This is a genomic window from Streptomyces albofaciens JCM 4342 (assembly GCF_008634025.1).
GTDB classification, from domain to species: Bacteria; Actinomycetota; Actinomycetes; order Streptomycetales; family Streptomycetaceae; genus Streptomyces; species Streptomyces albofaciens.
Genome location: NZ_PDCM01000001.1, coordinates 4326501 through 4347210, shown reverse-complemented (window position 1 = coordinate 4347210; position 20710 = coordinate 4326501). Strand labels below are relative to the sequence as shown.

Genomic DNA, 20710 nt, shown 5'->3' with positions numbered 1-20710 from the left:
GCCATACCCCTGAACAGCACACGCCACTCGCCGACACGCCACCGGGCGCGCCGGCCGCCTCCCCAGGGGAGGCGGCCGGTGGATACGCCATTCGCTGAGAGTTTTGGCCAACAGCGGGCGCGGTCGGGTGTGTTCAGGGGTGCCCAGGGTGACCGGCCCGTGCCCCCGCGGCGTCGGGAAGATCGGGAACGGTCGTCATACCGGCCGCACCTCCGTCAGCCAGTCGTGCAGGTTCGCCGAGATCAGGTCGGCGTGCTGGGACAGGATGGTGAAGTGATCGCCGGGCAGCCTGCGCACGCGGTGCGCCAGTTCGGCCGGGAACGGGTGGTCCTCCGAGCTGGTGGGCATACCCGCGACGACCTCACTGGCGAGCAGGTGCAGGATCGGCGCCTTCAGCGGGCCGGGCCGCCAGCCGCTGAAGATCCTGCTGTAGCCGCCCATCGCCGCGATCTGGCCGCTGGTGGTCACGGTCCGGTCCGGACGGTCGAGCGACATGCCCATGAGGTCACGTCGTCGGATCTGTTCACGCATGAACTCGCTGCGGGTCTCGGTCTGGTCCATCTCCTCCTCCGGCAGGTACGAGTCCAGCAGCAGCAGCGCGGTGACGGGGACGCCGGTCCGCTCCAGGTGCGCGGCCAGGTCGTGCGCCAGCCAGCCGCCCGAGGAGTAGCCCGCGATGATCAGCGGGGTGCCGGCCAGCTCACGGCGCAGCGGCTTCGCCAGCATCCGCATCAGGGCGGCACGGTCGGCGGGCAGCGGAGCCTCGCCCGCGAATCCGGGCGACCACAGCGACCACACGTCGGACGCGGGGTCCAGCCCGGCGTGCAGGTAGGAGTAGGGCAGGTCCAGGTTGGGGAAGATCGGCGGGGTGAGGCCGACGATCGTGGGGCCGCCCGCGCCCGCGCCCACCTTGCGCAGTTCGGCGAGATCGCGCGGATCGTCCCGGTCGAACGTGTCGCGGGTCTCGGAGGCCGCGCGGGCCAGGCGGAGGGCGACGTTGATCCGGCCGGTGCGGATCGCCCGGATGTAGAACGAGGCCAGGCTGCCGTCGCTGGCGTCGGCGTCCTCGGGCGCCGGGTCCACCGGCCCGGTGCCGGATTCCGGGACCACGTTACCGGACCGGGCGGTCCCCGGGATCTCGTCGAGTGTGCCCTCCTCGGCGCGGGCGGCCAGCTTCTCCAGCACGCGCTCGGTGAGGTCGACCACCGTGGGGTAGTTCAGCACGTCGGCGAGTTCGATCTCCACACCGGCACCGGTGGTGAGTTGCTTGCGCAGGTCCTCCGCGCTCAGTGAGTCCATCCCGAGGTCGCGGAACGTGTCCTCGGCGTGGACCTGGTCGTCCGGTCCGTTGCCCAGCGCCCGGTCCAGGCACTCACGCACCAGCGTCTCGACGTGGCGCGTGCGCTCCTGCTCGTCCAGTGCCCACAGCACAGCCGCGGGCGAGCGCCGTTCGGGCTCGCGCGTCCCGGGGTCGTCGGAGATCAGCACCGGCATGGTCCACTCGCGGTCGATCCAGTACCGGCTGCGCTGGAAGGCGTAGCCGGGCAACGGGATGCGCCGCGCACCGGTGCCGGCCAGGACGGCACGCCAGTCCACCGCCGCGCCCCTCACGTACGCGCGGCCCAGCGCGCGCACGATCGCCGCTGGACCGGTCACCGCGCTCTCCGTGTCCTCCGGCACGGCCAGCACGGCGGGACCGTCGGACAGCGCGGCGGCCATGCCCGCGGTGTCCCCGCCGAACACGAGCAGCAGGCGGTGACCGTCGGCCCGCAGCTCGCGGGCAGCCACGTCGGATCCGGCAGCCGGCACCGTACGGTAGTCGTCCTCGGCCGGACGGTCCCGCAGCCAACGGCCGGTGTCCCCGCACAGCACCGGCACACCGGGCGCGGGGGGCGGGACATCCGCGGCGTCGGGTCGGTCGTCCGCGGGGCGCCCGGCCGCGATCCGCAGCGCCGAGGACAGGGACAGCCACCCGACCGCCCAGGACGCGGCCAGCCGGCCGGATCCGTGTCCCGCCACCGCCGCCGGTCGCACCCCGGACGCGCACCACACGCGTGTCACGCCGGTCAGCACGGCCAGCGTGGCCGGGGCCAGCACGTCCGGCCGGTCCAGTGGCGGCGCGTCCGGGGCACCGCGCAGCACCTCCGTCAGGGACCAGCCGGCCAGTCCGGCCAGCACTGCCGCGCACGCGGAGAGGTGCTCGGCGAACGGCTCGGCCCCGGCGTACTGCGTGGCCAACGCGCGCACCACGGCCGGGGTGCACTCGTGTGGGTACAGGAACGCGGTGGTGCCGTTCCGCACCGCGGTGCCGGAGACCGCCACCGTGGCGCTCCCGGTGTCGTTGCGGCCCGTGCTCAGCGCGGTCAGGCCCGCGGCGAGGTCGGCCGGGCGGGAGCCGAACACCACCGCGCGGTGCGGCAGGTGCGCCCGGGCGGTGGCCAGCGACCACGACAGGTCCAGCAGGTCCGGGCGCGCCCGGTCGAGGTACGCGTGCAGCGCGGCCGCCTGCGCGGACAGTGCCCGTTCGGTCCTGCCCGACAGGGTCCAGGCCAGCAGTGGCGGGACGGCCCGGTCGGCGGGCCCGGTGTCCGGGTCGGGTCCCGGGTCCTCCAGGATCACGTGCGCGTTGGTGCCGCCGACTCCGAACGCGGACACGCCCGCCCGCCGGGGGCGCCCGTCGCGCGGCCACGGGACCGCGCTGGTGAGCACTTCGACACCGCCCCGCGCCCAGTCGACCCGGGGGGTCACCGTGCCGGTGTGCAGGGTCCTGGGCAGCGTGCTGTGCCGCATGGCCAGCACCATCTTCACCACTCCGGCGACTCCGGCCGCGGCCTGGGTGTGGGCGAGGTTCGACTTCACCGCGCCGACCAGCAGCGGCGGCCGGTCGCCGCGGTGGCGGCCGTACCCGGCCAGCAGCGCCTGCGCCTCGATCGGGTCGCCGAGCGCGGTGCCCGCGCCGTGTGCCTCCACCGCGTCGACGTCCGCGGGCGACAGGCCGGCCGAAGCGAGCGCGTCGGCGATCACCTGCTGCTGCGCGGTTCCGTTCGGGGCGGTCAGCCCGGAGGAGGTGCCATCGGAGTTGATCGCCGATCCGCGCAGCAGCGCGAGCACCGGGTGGTCGTTGCGCCGTGCGTCGGAGAGCTTCTCCAGCACCAGCATCCCGGCGCCCTCGCCCCACGCCGTACCGTCGGCGTCCGAGGAGAAGGGCTTGCACCGCCCGTCCGGCGCCAAGGCGCGCTGCCGGGCGTAGTCGATGAACAGCAGCGGGCTGGACATGACGGTCACCCCGCCCGCGAGCGCCAGGGTGCACTCGCCCGCGCGCAGCGACTGCACGGCCAGGTGGATCCCGACCAGGGACGAGGAGCAGGCGGTGTCCACCGTGAGCACGGGCCCCTGCAGGCCGAACACGTAGGCCAGCCGACCGGAGGTCACGCTGCCCGCGTTGCCGATGGAGAGCTGGCCCAGCATGTCCTCGGGCATCTCGCGGACCGCCGTGGCGTAGTCCGCGTTGGCCAGTCCGAGGAACACGCCGGTGCGGCTGCCGCGCAGCCCGGCCGGATCGATGCCGGCGGACTCCAGCGCCTGCCAGGTGACCTCCAGCGCGATCCGCTGCTGCGGGTCCATGCCGAGCGCCTCGCGCGGCGAGATGCCGAAGAACTCGGCGTCGAAGTCGGCCGCGTCGTCGAGGAAGGCACCGTGCCGGACGTAGGAGCGGCCCGGCGTGCCCGGTTCCGGGTGGTAGATCTGGTCCTCGGTCCAGCCGCGGCCGGCCGGGAACCCGGTGATCACGTCCCGCTCCGCGGCGAGCAGTTCCCACAGCTCCTCCGGCGAGCCGACCCCGCCGCCGAACCGGCAGCCCATGCCGACCACGGCCACCGGGTCGTCGACGGGGTTCTCCAGCTCGCGCAACCGCTCCCGGGTGCGCTGGAGTTCCGCGGTGACCCGCTGGAAGTACTTGACGAGCTTCGGATCCTCGCCCACAGCTTTCGCTTCCTCTCCGGTCGGCCGGGCGGCCCCGGCTGCTGGCTCACGCATCGCCGAGTTCCTTGTCCACGAAGGCGTAGAGCTGGTCCACGGAGGCCGAGCTCAGCTCGTCCGCCCCGAGTTCCGGCTCGCCGTCCAGCGCGTGCAGCGCCGCCCGCAGTCGTCCGCGCAGCGCGTCGCGCTGCGCGCTCCCGCCGGCCAGCGCCTCCTCGACCGCCTGCGCGAGTCCGGAGAGCTGATCCGGGCCGCGCTCGGCAGGGCCGTCCGCCGGTTCCTCCGGGCCGGCGGCATCCGGGGCGACCTCCGTACCGAGGTGCGCCGCGAGGATGGCCGGGGTGGGGTGGTCGAACACCAAGGTGGCGGGCAGGTTCAGACCCGTGGCGGTGTTGAGCCGGTTGCGCAGCTCGACCGAGCTCAGCGAGTCGAATCCGAGGTCCCCGAACGGACCGTCCGCGGGCACCCCGTCCGCGGACGGGTAGCCGAGCACCGCCGCGATGTGACCGAGCACCAGATTGAGGAGCTGCCGGTCCCGTTCGGTGGGGCTCAGCCCGCCCAGCCTGCGGGCCAGGTCCGCCGGGGACTCGGCGGGCGCGGCGGACCGCGCCGAGCTCCGGCGGCGGGCCGGGCGGACCAGGTCGCGCAGCAACGGCGGGATGCCCTCCTCCCCCAGACCGGCCACGGTGGCCAGGTCCAGCCCGATGGGCACCAGGTGCACCCGGTCCGAGGCGGTCGCGGTGTCCCAGAGGGCCAAGCCCTGCTCGACGGTCAGCGCGCGGATCCCGGTGCGGTCCATGCGGGCCCGGTCCGCGGCGGCCAGCCCGCCGCCCATCCCGTCGGTCGTGCCGGTCCCGCTGTCCGGCGCCCACAGGCCCCAGCCCAGCGAGTGGGCCGGGAGCCCGGCGGCGGCCCGCTGGTTCATCAGTGCGTCCAGGAAGGCGTTCGCCGCGGCGTAGGCACCCTGGCCCGCGGTGCCGAACACGCCGGCGGCGGAGGAAAAGCACGTGAACCCGACGAGATCGAGTTCCCGGGTCAACTCGTGCAGGTGCCAGGCTCCGTCGACCTTCGGCGCCAGCACGTTCTCCATCTGCCCCTCGGTCAGCGACTCCACCAAGCCGTCGTCCAGCACGCCGGCCGCATGGACCACGGCGGTGAGCGGGTGTGCCGCGGGCACCTCGGCCAGCACCCGGGCCACGTCGTCCCGCCGGGCGACGTCGCCGCGCGCCAGCTCGGCGTGCGCGCCGAGCCGGCCGAGTTCGGCGACCAGTTCCGCGGCGCCGGGGCTCTCCGCGCCACGGCGCGAGAGGAGCAGCAGCCTGCGGGCGCCCCGGCTCGCCAGATGCCGGGCCAGTGTGCGGCCCAGCGACCCGAGCCCACCGGTGATCAGCACGGTGCCGTCGGGGTCGGGCGGGCGGGCGGCCGGGCCGCCGTCGCCCTGCGCCGGAGCGTCGTCGCGGTGCAGCCGGGGCACCAGCAGCTCGCCCGCGCGCAGCGCCACCTGGGGCTCACGGGCCGCGGACGCGACGGCGACCGCGTCGCGCAGCGCGGTGCCGGTGGGCTCGTCGACGTCGACCAGCAGGACGCGCCCCGGGTGCTCGTTCTGTGCCGAGCGAGCCAGCCCGTGGGCCGCGGACAGTGCCAGGTCGGGTTCGTCGCCCGCGCGTACGCCGAGCGCGCGCTCGGTGCAGACCACCAGCAGCGAACCGGCGAACCGCTGGTCGGTGAGCCACCCGCGCAGGTACCCGGTCAGCTCGGTGAGCGCGGCGCGGACCCGTGCGGTGACGTCGTCCCCGGCGGGACGGGCCGGGCGCAGCACCACCACCGGCGGCACCGGGTCCGCCGCGTCCGCCAGCGCCGCGAGGTCGAGTTCACCGGTCCCGGGATCGTGCCACCCGCCGGAATCGTCCACTGTGGACGGCCGGCGCACGGGCACCCAGTCCTGTGCCAGCAGTTCCGCGCCGTCGTCGGCCGGTCCCAGCAGGTAGGACTCATCGGCGGGCAGCGGCCGGAACACCAGGGAGTCCGCCGTGGCCACGGTGGCGCCGGTCTCGTCCGCCAGCGTGATCGCCACATCGCCGTTTCCGCCGGTGGCGTGCACCCGCACCGTCGAGGCTCCGGCCCGGAACAGCGACAGCCCCGACCACGAGAACGGCATCGAGCCGTTGCCCTCGTCGATCCCGTCCAGCTGCGGGCCGAGACCGACCGCGTGCAGTGCCGCGTCCAGCAGCGCCGGATGCAGGCTGTAGCGCTTCGCGTCCCCCGCCGCCTCGGCGGGCAGGGCGACCTCGGCGAACATCTCCGAGCTCCCGTCGGGGTGGTCGCGCTGCCAGAGGGTCCGCAGGCCGCGGAACGCGCCCTCGTAGCGGAAGTGCCTGCCCTCCACCACCTCGTCGTAGACGTCCGCGACCGGGATCTCCCGTACGTCACGCGGCGGCCACTGCGCGAGGGCCGTGTCCGGCGTCGCGGTGCGGATGCCCAGGTAGCCGAAGGCGTGTGACCGCCATGGGCCCGGCTCGGCCTGCCCCACGCCCTCCGGCCGGGAGTACACCCGCACCGGGCGGCGGCCGGTCTCCTCGGTGCCGCCCACCACCACCTGCACCGACACCCCGCCGTGTTCCGGCAGGACCAGCGGTGCCTCGACGGTCAGCTGGTCGAGCAGGTCGCAGCCGACGTGCTCGCCCGCGGCCAGCGCCAGTTCCACGAAGCCGGTGCCGGCCAGCAGGGGGATGCCGCGCACCCGGTGGCCCCCCAGCCAGGGGTGCGACTGGAGGGACAGCCTGCCGGTGAGCAGGACGCCGTCGCCCTCGGCCGCGGACACCATGGCGCCCAGCAGCGGGTGGCCCACCGGGAGCAGCCCGGTGGAACGCAGGTTCAGCCCGTTCCCGTCCGGTACCAGCCAGTACCTCTCGTGCTGAAACGCGTAGCCGGGCAGGTCCGCCGTCCTGGCGGGCGCGGCGGGCAGCACGGCGGGCCAGTCCACCTCCACGCCCTGCGTGTGCAGCGCGCCGAGGGCGAGCAGCACGTCCTTGGTCTCGTCACGATCGGCCCCGCGCAGGGTGGGCACCACCGCCTCGTCCGGCCCGGCATCCCGCCCGGCCAGCGCGGAGAGCACCGCGCCCGGTCCCAGTTCGAGCAGGACGCGCGCACCGGCCTCGCGTGCGGTGCGCAGCCCGTCGTGGAACCGCACCGCCTGCCGGACGTGCGCGGTCCAGTACTCCGGCGAGCGCAGCTGCTCCGCCGTGGCCGGCTCGCCGGTGAGGTTGGAGATCACCGGGATGTGCGGGTCGTGCGCCGTCAACCCGGCCAGAACCGTGCCGAACTCGGCCAGCATCGGCTCCATCAGCGGCGAGTGGAAGGCGTGGCTGACCCGCAGCCGCCGGGTCCGCCGTCCCTGACCCGCCCAGTCGGCCTCCAGTTCCGTGATGTCCTCGTCCGCGCCGGAGACGACCACCGTGTCCGAGGCGTTCACCGCCGCGACGGACACCCGCCGCGCGCGCCCCGCCAGCCAGGGGGCCAGGTCCTGCTCGGTGCCCTGCACGGACAGCATCGCGCCGCCCTCGGGCAGCGCGGCCATCAGGCGGCCTCTGGCGGCCACCAGGCGGACCGCGTCCGGCAGCGACCACACCCCGGCCACGTGCGCCGCGCTGATCTCCCCGATCGAATGTCCCAGCAGCAGGTCCGGGCGCACGCCCCAGGAGCGCATCAGCCGGAACAGCGAGACCTCCACCGCGAACAGGGCGGCCTGGGCGTAGTCGGTGCGGTCGAGCAGGTCCGGTTCGCCGTCGAGCACGGTCCGCAGCGGACGCGGCAGCTCCCGGTCGAACAGCTCGCACACCTCGTCGAACGCCTCGGCGAACGCCGGGAAGGAGGCGGCGAGCTGGCGCCCCATGCCGGGCCACTGCGCGCCCTGGCCGGTGAACAGCACGCACAACCCGCCGCCGGCCGCGGTGCCCACCGCCACATCGGGGACCAGGCCGGTGTCGAGGTGGCCGCGCAGCGCGGAGATGAGTTCGTCCCGGTCCCGGCCGGGCACTGCCAGCCGGTGGCGGAAGTGGGTGCGGCGGGTGGCCAACACGTACGCCAGCCCCTCGGCGGAGGGAGCACCGTCGGACTCGGCGAACGCCAGCAGCCGGGTCGCCTGGTCGCGCAGCGCTTCCCCGGTCCGGCCCGACACCGTCCACACCAGACCGGCGGACGGCGCGCCGGGTTCCGGCGCCTCCGGCTCGACGGGCTGTTCCAGCACGACATGGGCGTTGGTGCCACTGATCCCGAAGGAGGAGACGGCGGCGCGGCGCGCTCGGCCGGTCTCCGGCCAGGGCATCGCGTCGGCGAGCACGCTGACCCCGTTCACTCCCCAGTCCACCTTCGGGGTGGGGCTGTCCACGTGCAGCGTCTTCGGCGCGAGACCGTGCCGCATCGCCATGATCATCTTGATGATGCCGGCCACGCCGGCCGCGGCCTGCGTGTGTCCGATGTTGGACTTCAGCGAACCCAGCAGCAGTGGCCGGCCGGGCGGCCGGTTGTGGCCATAGGTCGCCACCAGCGCGGTGCCCTCCACCGGGTCGCCGAGCGGGGTGCCGGTGCCGTGCGCCTCGACCACGTCGACGTCCTGGGTGGACAGTCCGGCGTCGGCGAGCGCGGTACGGATCACCTCCTGCTGGGCGGTGCCGTTGGGCGCCGAGAGCCCGTTGCTGGTGCCGTCGGAGTTGACCGCCGAGCCGCGCAGCACCGCGAGCACCTGGTGGCCGTGCTGCCGCGCGTCGGACAGCCGCTCCAGTACCAGCAGGCCCGCGCCCTCGGCCCAGATCGAGCCGTTCGCCCCGGCCGCGAACGCCTTGATCCGGGCGTCCCGGGAGGTGACGCCCTGGCCGCAGAACTCGACGAACGTCTCCGGCGTGCTCAGCACCGTCACACCGCCCGCCAGCGCGATCGGGCACTCGCCGGCGCGCAGGGCCCGCATCGCGAGGTGGGTGGCGACCAGGGAGGACGAGCAGGCGGTGTCCACGGTGAGGGCCGGGCCGTGGAAGCCCAGGGCGTAGCTGATCCGGCCCGAGATCACGCTCATGGTGTTGCCGGTGATGCCGTACTGGGAGAACTGGTCGGTGCCTTGCCAGAGCATCTCGTAGTCGTTGCTGGACGCGCCGACGAAAACCCCGGCCCGCTCGCCCACCAGCGAGTCCGGCAGGATGCCGGCGGACTCCAGCGCCTCCCAGGCCAGCTCCAGCACCAACCGCTGCTGCGGGTCCATCACCAGCGCCTCGCGCGGGGAGATCCCGAAGAACGCGGGGTCGAAATCGCCCGCCCCGCTGAGGAAGCCGCCCTCGCGTACGTAGGACCGCCGCGCCTGCTGGGACTCCGGGTCGGCGTCGTAGAGCTCCTCGATCGGCCAGTGCCGGTCCTCGGGGAAAGCCGAGATGGCGTCCGTGCCCGCGGCCACCAGGTCCCACAGCTGGGCGGGCGAGGCCACGTCGCCGGGCAGCCGGCACGACATGCCGACCACCGCGATCGGCTCGGCGGACCGCTCGGTCGCGTCCCGCAGCTCCTCCCGGGTGCGTAACAGGTCGGTGGTGACCCTTTTCAGATAGTGCCGGAGCGTGCTGACTTCATCGGGGCTGACTTCATCGGGCATGAACGACTCCCTGGGGCGGACGGCCGGTCAGAGGTGGAAGGTGATCCGTTCGGTGTCGAGGCCGCGGACGACCACGTGCCTGCGGTAGCTCAGTGAGTCCTCGTGCACGTGGAAGCCGCGCAGCCGGCGGGCCAGCTCACCGAACACGATCTCCGCCTCCAGCCGGGCCAGGCTGCTGCCGAGGCAGTAGTGCGCGCCGGCGCCGAAGGCGAGGTTCATCACGGACGGCTTCCGGTCCGCGATGAACCGATCCGCCTTCGGGTGCACCCGCTCGTCCCGGTTGCCGGACGCGAGGACCAGGGTGACCACCGAACCCTCGGGGATGTCGAGGCCGTTGATCCGGTCGGACCGCAGCGCGACCCGGCCGGTCAGCATGATCGGGCAGTCGTAGCGCAGCGCCTCGCCGACCACGTCGCCGACGATCGCCGGGTTCTGCCGGAGCAGCTGGAACTGCTCCGGGTGGCGCGACATCGCGAGCAGGCCGTTGGTGATCAGGTTCGTGGTGGACTCGTGGGCCGCGGTGAACACGGTCACCACGACGTTCGTCACCTCGCGCCGGCTCAGCCCGCGCCCGTTCTCCTGCGTGGAGAGCAGGCTGGAGATGAGGTCCTCGCCGGGGTTGCGGCGGCGCTTGTGGATGAGGTCCGCGAAGTAGCCGTGCAGTTCGGTGGTGGTGCGGACGATGCGGACGAGTTCCTCGCGGTCGAACATCGCGGTGGAGTGGAAGCTGGCCACCAGCGTGGGCAGTTCCGTGGACAGCGCCATGTCGCTGGACCACTCCCGCAGCATCGGGATGTCCTCGCCCGGGATGCCCAGGAGCGTCGCGATGACCCGCAGCGACAGCACCCCGGCCAGGTCCTGCACGCCGTCGAACTCGCCGTCGGCCAGGCAGTCGCGGAGCAGTTCGTCCACGATCTCGCGGATCCACGGCTCGAAGCGGGCGGTGATCCGTGGCGTGAACGCCTTGCTGACCAGGTTCCGCTGCCGCCCGTGTCCGGGATCGTCCATGAAGAAGATCGAGTTGAGCACCGGCTCGTCGCCGCGGTCGCCGAAGAGTTCCCGCATCCCCGGCGCGTTGAACGTGTCACTGCCCATGGTCTTGTGGTTCTTGAGCACCGCCAGACAGTCGTCGTGGTCGCTCAGCAGCAGGGAACCGTCCGACGTCCACATCGGACCTTGCTCCCGCCACCGCTCGAACAACGGGTAGGGGTTCGCGAGCACCTCCCGGTCGAGCAGGGCGTGCAGCGGGTTGTCCGGCACGGTGACCGGTAAGCGGCTGGGCACTGACATGGGCTAGTTCCTCTCCGTGGCACGGCCGGCGGTACGGCCGGTGTCCGATTCCGCGTCGCCGAGCACTCCGTCGATCAGCGTGAACATCTCGTCGTCCGTGGCGCCGCTCAGGTCGGGCACCTCGGCCGCCTCATCGGCGGTGCGGTCCTCCTGGCTGCGCAGCAGTCGCCGCAGTGTCGTGGTGACCACCTCGGGGACGGGCGCGGACGGAGGCCGCCGGAGCAGGGCCGCCTCCAGCTCGCTCAGCCGGTCCAGCACGACCCGCTCCGCCGGGTCGCCCTCGGCGACACCGAGCGCGTCGCCGAGGTACCGGGCCAGCGCGGCGGCGGTGGGATGGTCGTAGACCGCGGAGGCCGCCAGCGGCACTCCGGTGTCCGCGCCGAGCAGGTTGCGCAGCCGGACCCCGGCCAGCGAGTCCAGGCCCAGCTCCTGGAACGGCCGGTGCGCGTCCAGGTCTCCGGCCGGCCGGCCCGAAACGACGGCGACCCGGTCGGTGACCAGCTCCAGCAGCACCGACGACCGCAGCTGCGGCGCGGTGGCCGCCAGCCGTTCCCGCAACGCGCTCGCGGGTTCGGGCCCGGTGTCCGCGCCCACACCCGGCAGTCCGGAGCACAGGCGCCCCGGCCGTACGGCGGCGAACCGCGGCCAGTCCACGGCGCCGACCACGTACTGCGCCGCACCGTCGAACAGTGCCCGCTCCAGCGCGTCCAGCGCCCGGTCGGCGGGCATCGGCGTGGCGCCGCTGTCCGACCGCGGGCCGACGGGCCAGGACGTCGTCATCCCGGTGTCCAGCCAGGGGCCCCAGGCCAGGCTCGTCGCGGGCAGGCCGCCGGCCTGTCGATGGGCTGCCAGCGCTTCCACGGCGGCGTTGGCCGCGGCGTAGTTGCCCTGCCCCGGCGAGCCCGCGGTGCCGGCCAGCGAGGAGCACAGGACGAAGAAGCGCAGCGGATGGCCGGCGGTCAGCTCGTGCAGGAACCGCGCGCCGTCCGCCTTCGCCGCGTACACACGCGCCAGCCGGGCCTCGGACAGCGCCTCCAGCACCCCGTCGTCGAGCACCCCGGCGGCGTGCACCACACCGGTGAGCGACCGCCCGGCGAGCAGCCCGGCCAGCGCCTCGCGGTCCGCCACGTCGCAGCCGGCGATGTCGACCTCGGTACCCAGCGCGGTGAGTTCGGCGCGCAGTTCCGCCGCGCCGGGGGTGTCCACGCCCCGGCGGCCGACCAGCAGCAGGCGCTCCGCGCCCCGGGCCGCCAGCCGGCGGGCGATGTGCGCGCCGATGCCGCCCAGCCCTCCGGTGATCAGCACGGTGCCGATGGGCTCCGCCGTGGCGGGTTCGGTGCGGGGCACCGGGACCAGTCGCCTGGCGTACAGCCGCCCGTCCCGGATCGCGATCTCGTCCCTGGCGGCCAGCGCGGCGGGCAGCGCGGCCAGGTCCCCCACGGCCGGTCGCGGCGGCAGGTCCACCAGGCCGCCGTGCAGCCGGGGCGCTTCCATGCCCGCGACCCGGGCCAGCCCGCACACGGCGGCCTGCTCCGGATTCGGCACGGTGTCCGCCGTGTCGGCCCGCACGGCGCCGCTGGTGATCGACCACAGGGGCGTATCCGCGCCTCTGGACAGCAGCGCCCGCAGCAGCGCCAGGGTGGCGGCCAGGCCGGTCGGCACCCGCGGCGTGTCCGAGTCCTCGGCCATCGCCAGGAGGGACACGATGCCGCCGCCCGGCAGGTCCGGCAGCAGCCGGTCCCAGTGCTCGCCGTCCACGGCGTCGCCGCGTACGGTGCGGGTCCCTTCGCCCAGTACGCCCGCCACGTCCTCGGTGAGCCGGTCCCAGTGCGCGCCCGGCGGGGCCACCACCAGCCACGGCCCCGGCGCGTCGGCGACCGGGCCGGGGTCGGGCAGCAGCGGCCACTCGACACCGTGCAACAGGGGATCGGCGGGGGCCCTGTCGTCGTCGGGCAGCCAGAACCGCTGCCGGGTGAACGCGTAGCCGGGCAGTGGCACCGCCCGGCCGCCCGCGCACCAGGCCGCCCAGTCCACGTCGACTCCCCGGGTGTGCGCGGTCGCCAACGCCGTCAGCAGGCCGTGTACTTCGTCGGTGTCCTGCCGTAGCACCGGCAGGAATCCGTCCCCGCCCAGCGCGTCCTGGCCGAGCGCGCTGAGCGTCGCGCCCGGTCCCAGCTCCAGGTACGTACTGGTGCCTGCCGCGTCCAGGGTGCGCAGGCAGTCGTGGAAGCGCACCGGTTCCCGCGCATGCCGGACCCAGTACTCCGGGTCGCGAAGCTCTTCGGTGACCCGTGCGCCGGTCACCGAGGACACGACCGGAATCACCGGCGTCCGGAATTCCAGTCCGGCCAGCACCTCCCGGAAGGGGTCCAGGACCGGGTCCATGTGGTGGGAGTGGAACGCGTGCCGCACCGTCAGGCGGTGCGCGTGGGCCACCCGCTGCGAGAGTTCCCGCACCGCGTCCGCGTCCCCGGCGAGCACCACCGAGGCGGGTCCGTTCACCGCGGCCAGCGCCACCCGGTCCTCGCGGCCGCGGAGCAGTTCCGGCACGTCGGCTTCCGGCACCTGGACGGCCACCATCGCGCCCTCGCCACCGAGTTCGCGCATCAGCCGCCCGCGCGCGGCCACCAGTGCGCAGGCGTCGGCCAGCGAGAACACGCCCGCGGCGTGCGCCGCGGCGAGTTCGCCGACCGAGTGCCCGGCCACCGCGTCCGGCCGCACCCCCAGCGTGGTGAGCAGCCGGAACACCGCCACCTGCACCGCGAACACCGCGGCCTGCGCGTGGTCGGTGCGTTCCCCGGGCCCGTCCCGGAGGATCTCGGCGAGCGGCCGGTCCAGCAGCGGGTCCAGCTCGGCGGCGATCTCCTGGAGGGCCGCCGCGAACGCCGGTACCCGGTCCCGGAGCGACGTGGCCATGCCCGCGTACTGCACGCCCTGGCCGGGGAACAGGAACGCGGTCGCGCCGTCGGCCGCCACCCCGGTGACGCCGGTCCCGGCGCGCAGCGCGGCGGTCAGCTCGCCGGTGTCCGTGCCGAGCACGACGGTGCGGGCACGCAGCCGGGCCCGCGTGGTGGCCAGCGAGTACGCCACGTCCAGCGCGGACGGCGAGCCGTTCGCGTCCTCGTCGGCCAGTCGGCGGAGCAGGGCCTCGGCCTGCGCGGGCAGCGCCTCCGGGGTGGCCGCGGAGAGCACCCACGGGATCAGCGGCACAGCCGCGGCGGTCGCCGGCTCCGGTTCGGGCTCGGGCTCGGGTTCCTCCAGGATCACGTGCGCGTTGGTGCCGCTGAGGCTGAACGAGGACACCGCCGCCCGGCGCGGACGGTCCACGCGCGGCCAGTCCGCCGGCTCGTCCAGCAACCGCACCGCGCCGTCGTGCCAGTTCACGTGCGGGCTCGGGGCGTTCAGGTGCAGGGTCGCGGGCAACCGGCCGTGCCGCATGGCCAGCACCATCTTGAGCACACCCGCCAAGCCCGCCGCGGCCTGGGTGTGCCCGAGGTTGGACTTCGCGGACCCGACCAGCACGGGCCGCTCCCGGTCCTGACCGTAGGTCGCCAGCAGCGCGGTGGCCTCGATGGGGTCGCCGAGCGGGGTGCCGGTGCCGTGCGCCTCCACCGCGTCCACCTCGCCGGGCGCCAGGCCCGCGACGGCCAGCGCGTCCCGGATCACCCGCTGCTGGGCCGATCCGTTCGGCGCGGTCAGCCCGTTGGACGCGCCGTCGGAGTTGAGTGCCGAGCCGCGCAGCACGGCGAGCACCCGGTGGCCCCGTTCGCGCGCGGTGGACAGCCGTTCCATCACCAGCAGGCCGGCGCCCTCGCTCCACGCGGTGCCCTCCGCCGCCGCGTCGAACGGCCTGCACCGGCCATCCGGGGCGAGCACCCCCACCTGGGAGAACTCCACGAACAGCGTCGGCGTGGTGAGCACCGTGACGCCACCGGCCAGCGCGACCGTGCACTCACCGGACCGCAGCGCCTGCGCGGCCTGGTGCATCGCCACCAGCGCGGAGGAACACGCCGTGTCCACCGTGATCGCCGGGCCGTGGAAGCCGAACGTGTAGGCCAGCCGCCCCGAGGCGACGCTGCCCGCGTTGCCGATCGAGACGTCGCCGGTGAGGTCCTCCGGCGTCCGGTGCGCGCGGCGCGCGTAGTCGTTGCCCATCAGCCCGAGGTAGACGCCGGTGCGGGTGCCCCGCAGCGCGGTCGGGTCGATCCCGGCGTCCTCCAGCGCGTGCCAGGCCAGTTCCAGCAGGATGCGCTGCTGCGGGTCCATCGAGACCGCCTCGGCCGGGGCGATGCCGAAGAAGCCGTTGTCGAACTCGGCGATCCCGTCCAGGAAGCCGCCGTGCCGTACGTAGCTGCGCCCGCCACGGCCCGGCTCCGGGTGGTAGACCTCGTCCAGGTTCCAGCCGCGATCCGCCGGGAACTCGGTGATCGCGTCCCGCCCGTCGGCCAGCAGCGCCCACAGCTCGTCCGGGGTGGCCACCCCGCCGGGAAAGCGGCAGCTCGCGCCGACCAGCACCACGGGGTCGTCCCTGTCGTCCGGGCCGGGCCCGGCGACCGGTGTCCGGCCGCCGGGCGCCGCGTCCGGGAGCTGCCCGGACAGGTACCCGGCCAGGGCCGTCGGGGTGGGGTGGTCGAACACCGCGGTCGCGGGGAGCCGCACCCCGGTCGCGGCGGTGAGCCGGTTGCGCAGTTCCACCCCGGACAGCGAGTCGAAGCCGATGTCGCGGAACGCCCGCGCCGGGTCCACCCGGCGCTCCACGCCGAGCACGGAGCCCACCGTGGCCAGCACGAGGTCGAGCACCGACCGCTCGCCGCCGGAGACGGACACGGGCGCCGCGGCCACGGGGGCCGGCCGGGCTGCGCTCCGCCGGACGCCGAGCAGCCCGGCCCACACCGGAGCCCGCTCCGGGCCTGCCGCACGCACGTTGGCCAGGTCGAAGCGGGCGGGCACGGTGCACGCCAGGCCGGTGCCCAGCGCCGCGTCGAACAGTGCGAGCCCGTGTTCGCGGGACATCGGCACGAGCCCGGTGCGCCGCAGCCGGGCCCGGTCGGTGTCGCCCAGCCGCCCGGTCATGCCGGTGTCCTGCGCCCACAGTCCCCACGCCATCGAGGAAGCGGGCAGTCCCCGCGAGCGGCGGTGCTGCGCCAGCCCGTCCAGCCAGGCGTTGGCGGCCGCGTAATTCGCCTGTCCCGGCGTGCCGAGGACACCGGCTACGGAGGAGAACAGCACGAACGCGGCCAGGTCGAGGTGTTCGGTCAGTTCGTGCAGGTTGCGCGCACCCTCGACTTTCGGTCGCAGCACCGCGTCCAGCCGTTCGGCGGTGAGGGAGCGCACCGTGCCGTCGTCCAGCACCCCGGCGGCGTGGACCACCGCGGTCAGCGGTTGGTGCGCGGGGATCGCCGCCAGCAGCTCGGCGAGGGCGGCCCGGTCGGCGACGTCGCATGCCACGACCTTGATCTCGGCGGTGCCGGTCAGGTCCTCGAAACCGGACTCCAGCGCCGCCGTACCGCCGCGCCGCCCCGCCAGCACCAGGTGCCGTACCCCGTGCTCGGTGACCAGGTGCCGGGCCAGCTCCCGGCCGAGTACGCCGGTCCCGCCGGTGATCAGCACCGTGCCTCCGGCGAGGGCGGGCCGGTCCCCCGTCCGCGTCACCCGGGCCAGCCGCGGCGCGAACGCCTGCCCGCCCCGGACGGCGACCTCCGGCTCACCGGTGCCCAACGCCAGCTCCAGGGCCAGGCCCTCGTCCCCGGGGTCGCCGGAGCGGTCCAGGTCGACCAGTACGAACCGGCCGGGATGTTCGGTGCGGGCCGTGCGGACCAGGCCCCAGACCGCCGCGGCGTCGGGGTCCTGGTCGTCCTCCGGGGCGGTCGCGACCGCACCACGGGTCCGCACGACCAGGGGCCCGCCCGTCTCCTTCTCGTCGTCGGTGCCCAAGAACTCGCGTACCCGTGCCAGTGCTTCCTCGGGCCCGGCCACGTCCACGACCGGCGCGTCCACGATCGCCGGGGCGGGCCGCCGCGCAACGGGCACCCAGTCCAGCCGGTGCAGCGCGCGGTCCACGCCCGCCGTCCCCGACCGCACCGGCCCCACGGGCCGGAGCGCGAGCGCGCTGATCGTGGCCACCGCTTCCCCCGTCGCGTCGGCGAGGGCCACGGCGAACGCGTCGTTGCCCTGCGGAGTCAGCCGCACCCGCAGTGCCGTGGCCCCGACCGCGTGGAGTGCGACACCGCTCCAGGAGAACGGCAACCTCACCGGCGCGTCCTCCGCGTCCAGCAGCAGCGGGTGCAGTGCGGCGTCGAGCAGGGCCGGGTGCAGGCCGAACCGCCCGGGATCATCCGGCAGTTCGACCTCGGCCCAGCGCTCCGCACCGAGCCGCCAGGCCCGCCGCAACCCCTGGAAGGCCGGCCCGTACTCGTAACCCCGCTCGTCGAGCCGTGCGTACTCGCCGTCGAGGTCGATCTCCTCGGCACCGGCCGGCGGCCACTCCGTCAGCGTCGCGCCGCCGGGCGCCGCGGCCCGGAGCGTGCCCGTCGCGCACCGGGTCCACGGAGCGTCCGGCGCGGACCGGGCGTACATCGCCAGCGTGCCCGGATCCGTCTCACCGATCGCGATCTGCAACTCGGTCTCGCCCCGCTCGGGCAGCACCAGCGGGCTCTCCAGCACCAGTTCGTCCAGCATCGGCAGCCCCGCCCGCTCACCCGCGTGCAGCGCCAGTTCGACGAACGCGGCCCCGGGCAGCAGCACGGTGCCGCGCACCGCGTGATCGGCCAGCCAGGGGTGCCGGGTGAGAGAGAGCCGGCAGGTGGCGACCAGGCCGCCGCCGGCGAGCTGGACCACCGAGTCGAGCATCGGATGCCCGGCGACGGGCCCGGAGGCGGCGGTGGGCAGCATCCAGTACCGCTGCTCGTGGAACGGGTAGGTCGGCAGCGCCACACTCCGGGCGCCGTCGAACAGCCCGTTCCAGTGCACGTCCACACCGTGTACGGCTGCCTCGGCCACCGCCAGCAGGAAGCGGTCGGCACCACCGTCGTCCCTTTGCAGGGTCTCCAGCACCACGCCGCCCCCGTCGTGGTCCTTCTGGCGCTTACCGAGGATCTGCCGCACGCCGCCGGCGAGCACCGGATGCGGGCCGACCTCCAGGAAGGTGGTGTGCCCGGCGGCGACCAGCCCGCGCACCGTCGCCTCGAACTCGACCGTGGCGCGCAGGTTGCGGTACCAGTAGTCCGCGTCCAGCCCGGTGGTGTCCGCCAAACCGCCGGTCACGGTCGAGTGGAAGGGAACCTCGGCCGCCATCGGAGTCACCGGCGCCAGCAGTTCGCGCAGCTCCGCACGCAGCAGTTCGACCTGCGCCGAATGCGAGGCGTAGTCCACCGGCAACAGGCGCGCCCGTTTGCCCTCGGCGACCAGTACGGCGGCGAACTCCTCGACCGCGTGGACGGCGCCCGAGACCACCGTCGCGCGCGGCCCGTTGACCGCGGCCACCGAGAGGTCCTCGCCCCAGCGGGCCATCGCCTCTTCGACCGCCGCTCTCGGCAGCCCCACCGACAGCATCCGGCCCGTACCGGAGAGGGCCCGCAAGGCCCGGCTGCGCAGGGTGACGATCCGCGCCCCGTCGTCCAGGGACAGGGCGCCGGCCACGGTCGCGGCCGCGATCTCGCCCTGGGAGTGGCCCACCACCGCGGCCGGCCGCACCCCGTGTGCCCGCCAGAGTCCGGCCAGCGACACCATGACCGCCCACAGCGCGGGCTGCACCACATCCACCTGGAGCAGCGCGTCCGCGTCGGTGAGCACGTCGTCCAGGTTCCAGTCGACGTACGGCGCCATCGCGTCCTGACAGGCCGCCATGTGTTCGGCGAAGACCGGGCTGGACTCCAGCAGTTCCGTGGCCATCCCGGTCCACTGCGTGCCCTGGCCGGGGAACAACAGCACCGGACCGGTGTCCCGGCAGGGTGACCCGACGACCGTGCCCGGTGCCGAACCGCCCTCGGCGAGCGCGTCCAGTCCGTGCACCAACGCGTCCCGGTCCCGGCCGAGGACGGCGGCCCGGTGCTCGAACCCGGCCCGGCCGGTCGCCAGCGTGAATCCGGCGTCCAGCAGGCCGACCCGGTCCGAGCGGAGCCGCTCGGCCAGCCGGCCGGCCTGCTCCCGCAGCGCCTCCGCCGACCGTGCGGACAGCAGCAGCGGCACCGCGGACGCCGGTCGTGGTGCCGGGGCGGGCGCGGGTTCCGGCGCCTGTTCCAGGATCACATGGGCGTTGGTGCCGCTGATGCCGAACGAGGACACCCCGGCCCGGCGCGGGAGTCCGGTCTTCGGCCACGGCGTGTCCTCCGCGAGCGGGGTGACCCTGCCGGACTCCCAGTCCACGTGCGGGCTGGGCTCGCTCAGGTGCAGGATGCGCGGCAGCACGCCGTCGCGCATGGCGTGCACCATCTTCAGGATGCCCGCCACCCCGGCAGCGGCCTGCGTGTGCCCGATGTTCGACTTGACCGACCCCACCAGCAGCGAGCGCGCCCGCTGCGGGCCGTGCACCGCCAGCAGCGCCCGTGCCTCGATCGGGTCGCCGAGCCTGGTGCCCGTGCCGTGCGCCTCCACCGCGTCGATGTCCGCCTCGGACAGTCCGGCGTCGGCCAGCGCCGCCCGCAGCACCCGTTCCTGAGCCGGCCCGCTGGGTGCGGAGAGCCCGTTGGAGGCCCCGTCCGAGTTGACCGCGGTGCCGCGTACCAGCGCGTGCACGGTGTGCCCGTGGCGCAGGGCGTCGGAGAGCCGTTCCAGCACCAGCATCCCGACGCCCTCGGACCAGGCCGTGCCGTCCGCCGTCGCGGAGAACGGCTTGCACCGGCCGTCCGGGGCGAGGCCCCGCAGCCGCGAGAACTCCACGAACATCTCAGGGGTCGCCATCACCGTCACCCCGCCGGACAGGGCCAGGTCACACTCGCCGACACGCAGCGACTGCACCGCGAGATGGGTGGTCACCAACGACGAGGAGCAGCCGGTGTCCACCGTGAGCGCGGGGCCGGTGAGACCGAGCACGTAGGCCACCCGGCCGGACACCACGCTGGAGGTGTTCCCGGTGATCTGGTACCCCTCCAGCCCGTCCGGGACGGTGTGCACCCGGGGCGCGTAGTCGTGCATCATCGAGCCGGCGAACACGGCCGTGCGGCTGCCCCGCAGCGAGGTGGGATCGATGGCCGCGTTCTCCAGGGCCTCCCACGCCGTCGTGAGCAGGAGGCGCTGCTGCGGATCGGTGGTCAGCGCCTCGCGGGCGGAGAGCCCGAAGAACTCGGCGTCGAAGTGGCCGGCGTCGTAGAGGAAGCCGCCGTGCCGGACGTAGGAGGTGCCGGGACGGTCCGGGTCGGGATCGTAGAGGGCCGCCAGGTCCCAGCCCCGGTCGTCCGGCAACTCGCCGATCGCGTCGGTCCCGTCCCTGGCCACCTGCCAGAGTTCTTCCGGGCCGGCTATTCCGCCCGGGTAGCGGCACGCCATTCCCACAATCGCAATCGGTTCGCCCGGCATCCGGTGCCCTCCCAGAGCAGTTTGGACTTTGTCGGCTACCATGGACGCAAAATCATTCACCGAACTCGCGGCCATCCGACCAAACGGCGATAAATCGTGGTGCATCGACATGCTGGGCGCCCGGACTCATGCCGTACAACACGAACCGACCACGGTCTGGGGCTTTCCCTAGACACTTCTACCTGCCGTCGAAATTCCTACCACTACCGTGACGCGTAGCAGGTCCCGCCGAATTCCGCTACCCGTCAAAAGCGATACGGCCGTTCCGCCGCACCGGCCACCTCCAGGCGAGCACCC

General features: G+C 74.5%; 4 protein-coding genes. All 4 read right to left on the bottom strand.

Annotated elements, in window-relative coordinates; all coding sequences use genetic code 11:
• Positions 1-195 precede the first annotated feature (195 nt).
• From CP973_RS19270 to CP973_RS19255, 4 genes are read right to left on the bottom strand one after another with little or no spacing between them, the layout of a single operon-like run.
• On the bottom strand, positions 196-4035 hold the full coding sequence (locus CP973_RS19270) for a type I polyketide synthase (protein WP_150242367.1): 3840 nt from the start codon (positions 4033-4035) through the stop codon (positions 196-198).
• Complete coding sequence (locus CP973_RS19265) at positions 4028-9610, bottom strand: type I polyketide synthase (RefSeq protein ID WP_150242365.1); 5583 nt, start codon at positions 9608-9610, stop codon at positions 4028-4030. The genes CP973_RS19270 and CP973_RS19265 overlap by 8 nt, the downstream gene beginning before the upstream one ends.
• A gap of 27 nt (positions 9611-9637) precedes the next feature.
• Complete coding sequence (locus CP973_RS19260; protein ID WP_150242363.1) at positions 9638-10900, bottom strand: cytochrome P450; 1263 nt, start codon at positions 10898-10900, stop codon at positions 9638-9640.
• Between the two features lie 3 nt (positions 10901-10903).
• Positions 10904-20473: an SDR family NAD(P)-dependent oxidoreductase gene (locus CP973_RS19255; RefSeq protein WP_425281978.1), complete on the bottom strand. Its 9570-nt coding sequence runs from the start codon at positions 20471-20473 to the stop codon at positions 10904-10906.
• Positions 20474-20710: the final 237 nt, after the last annotated feature.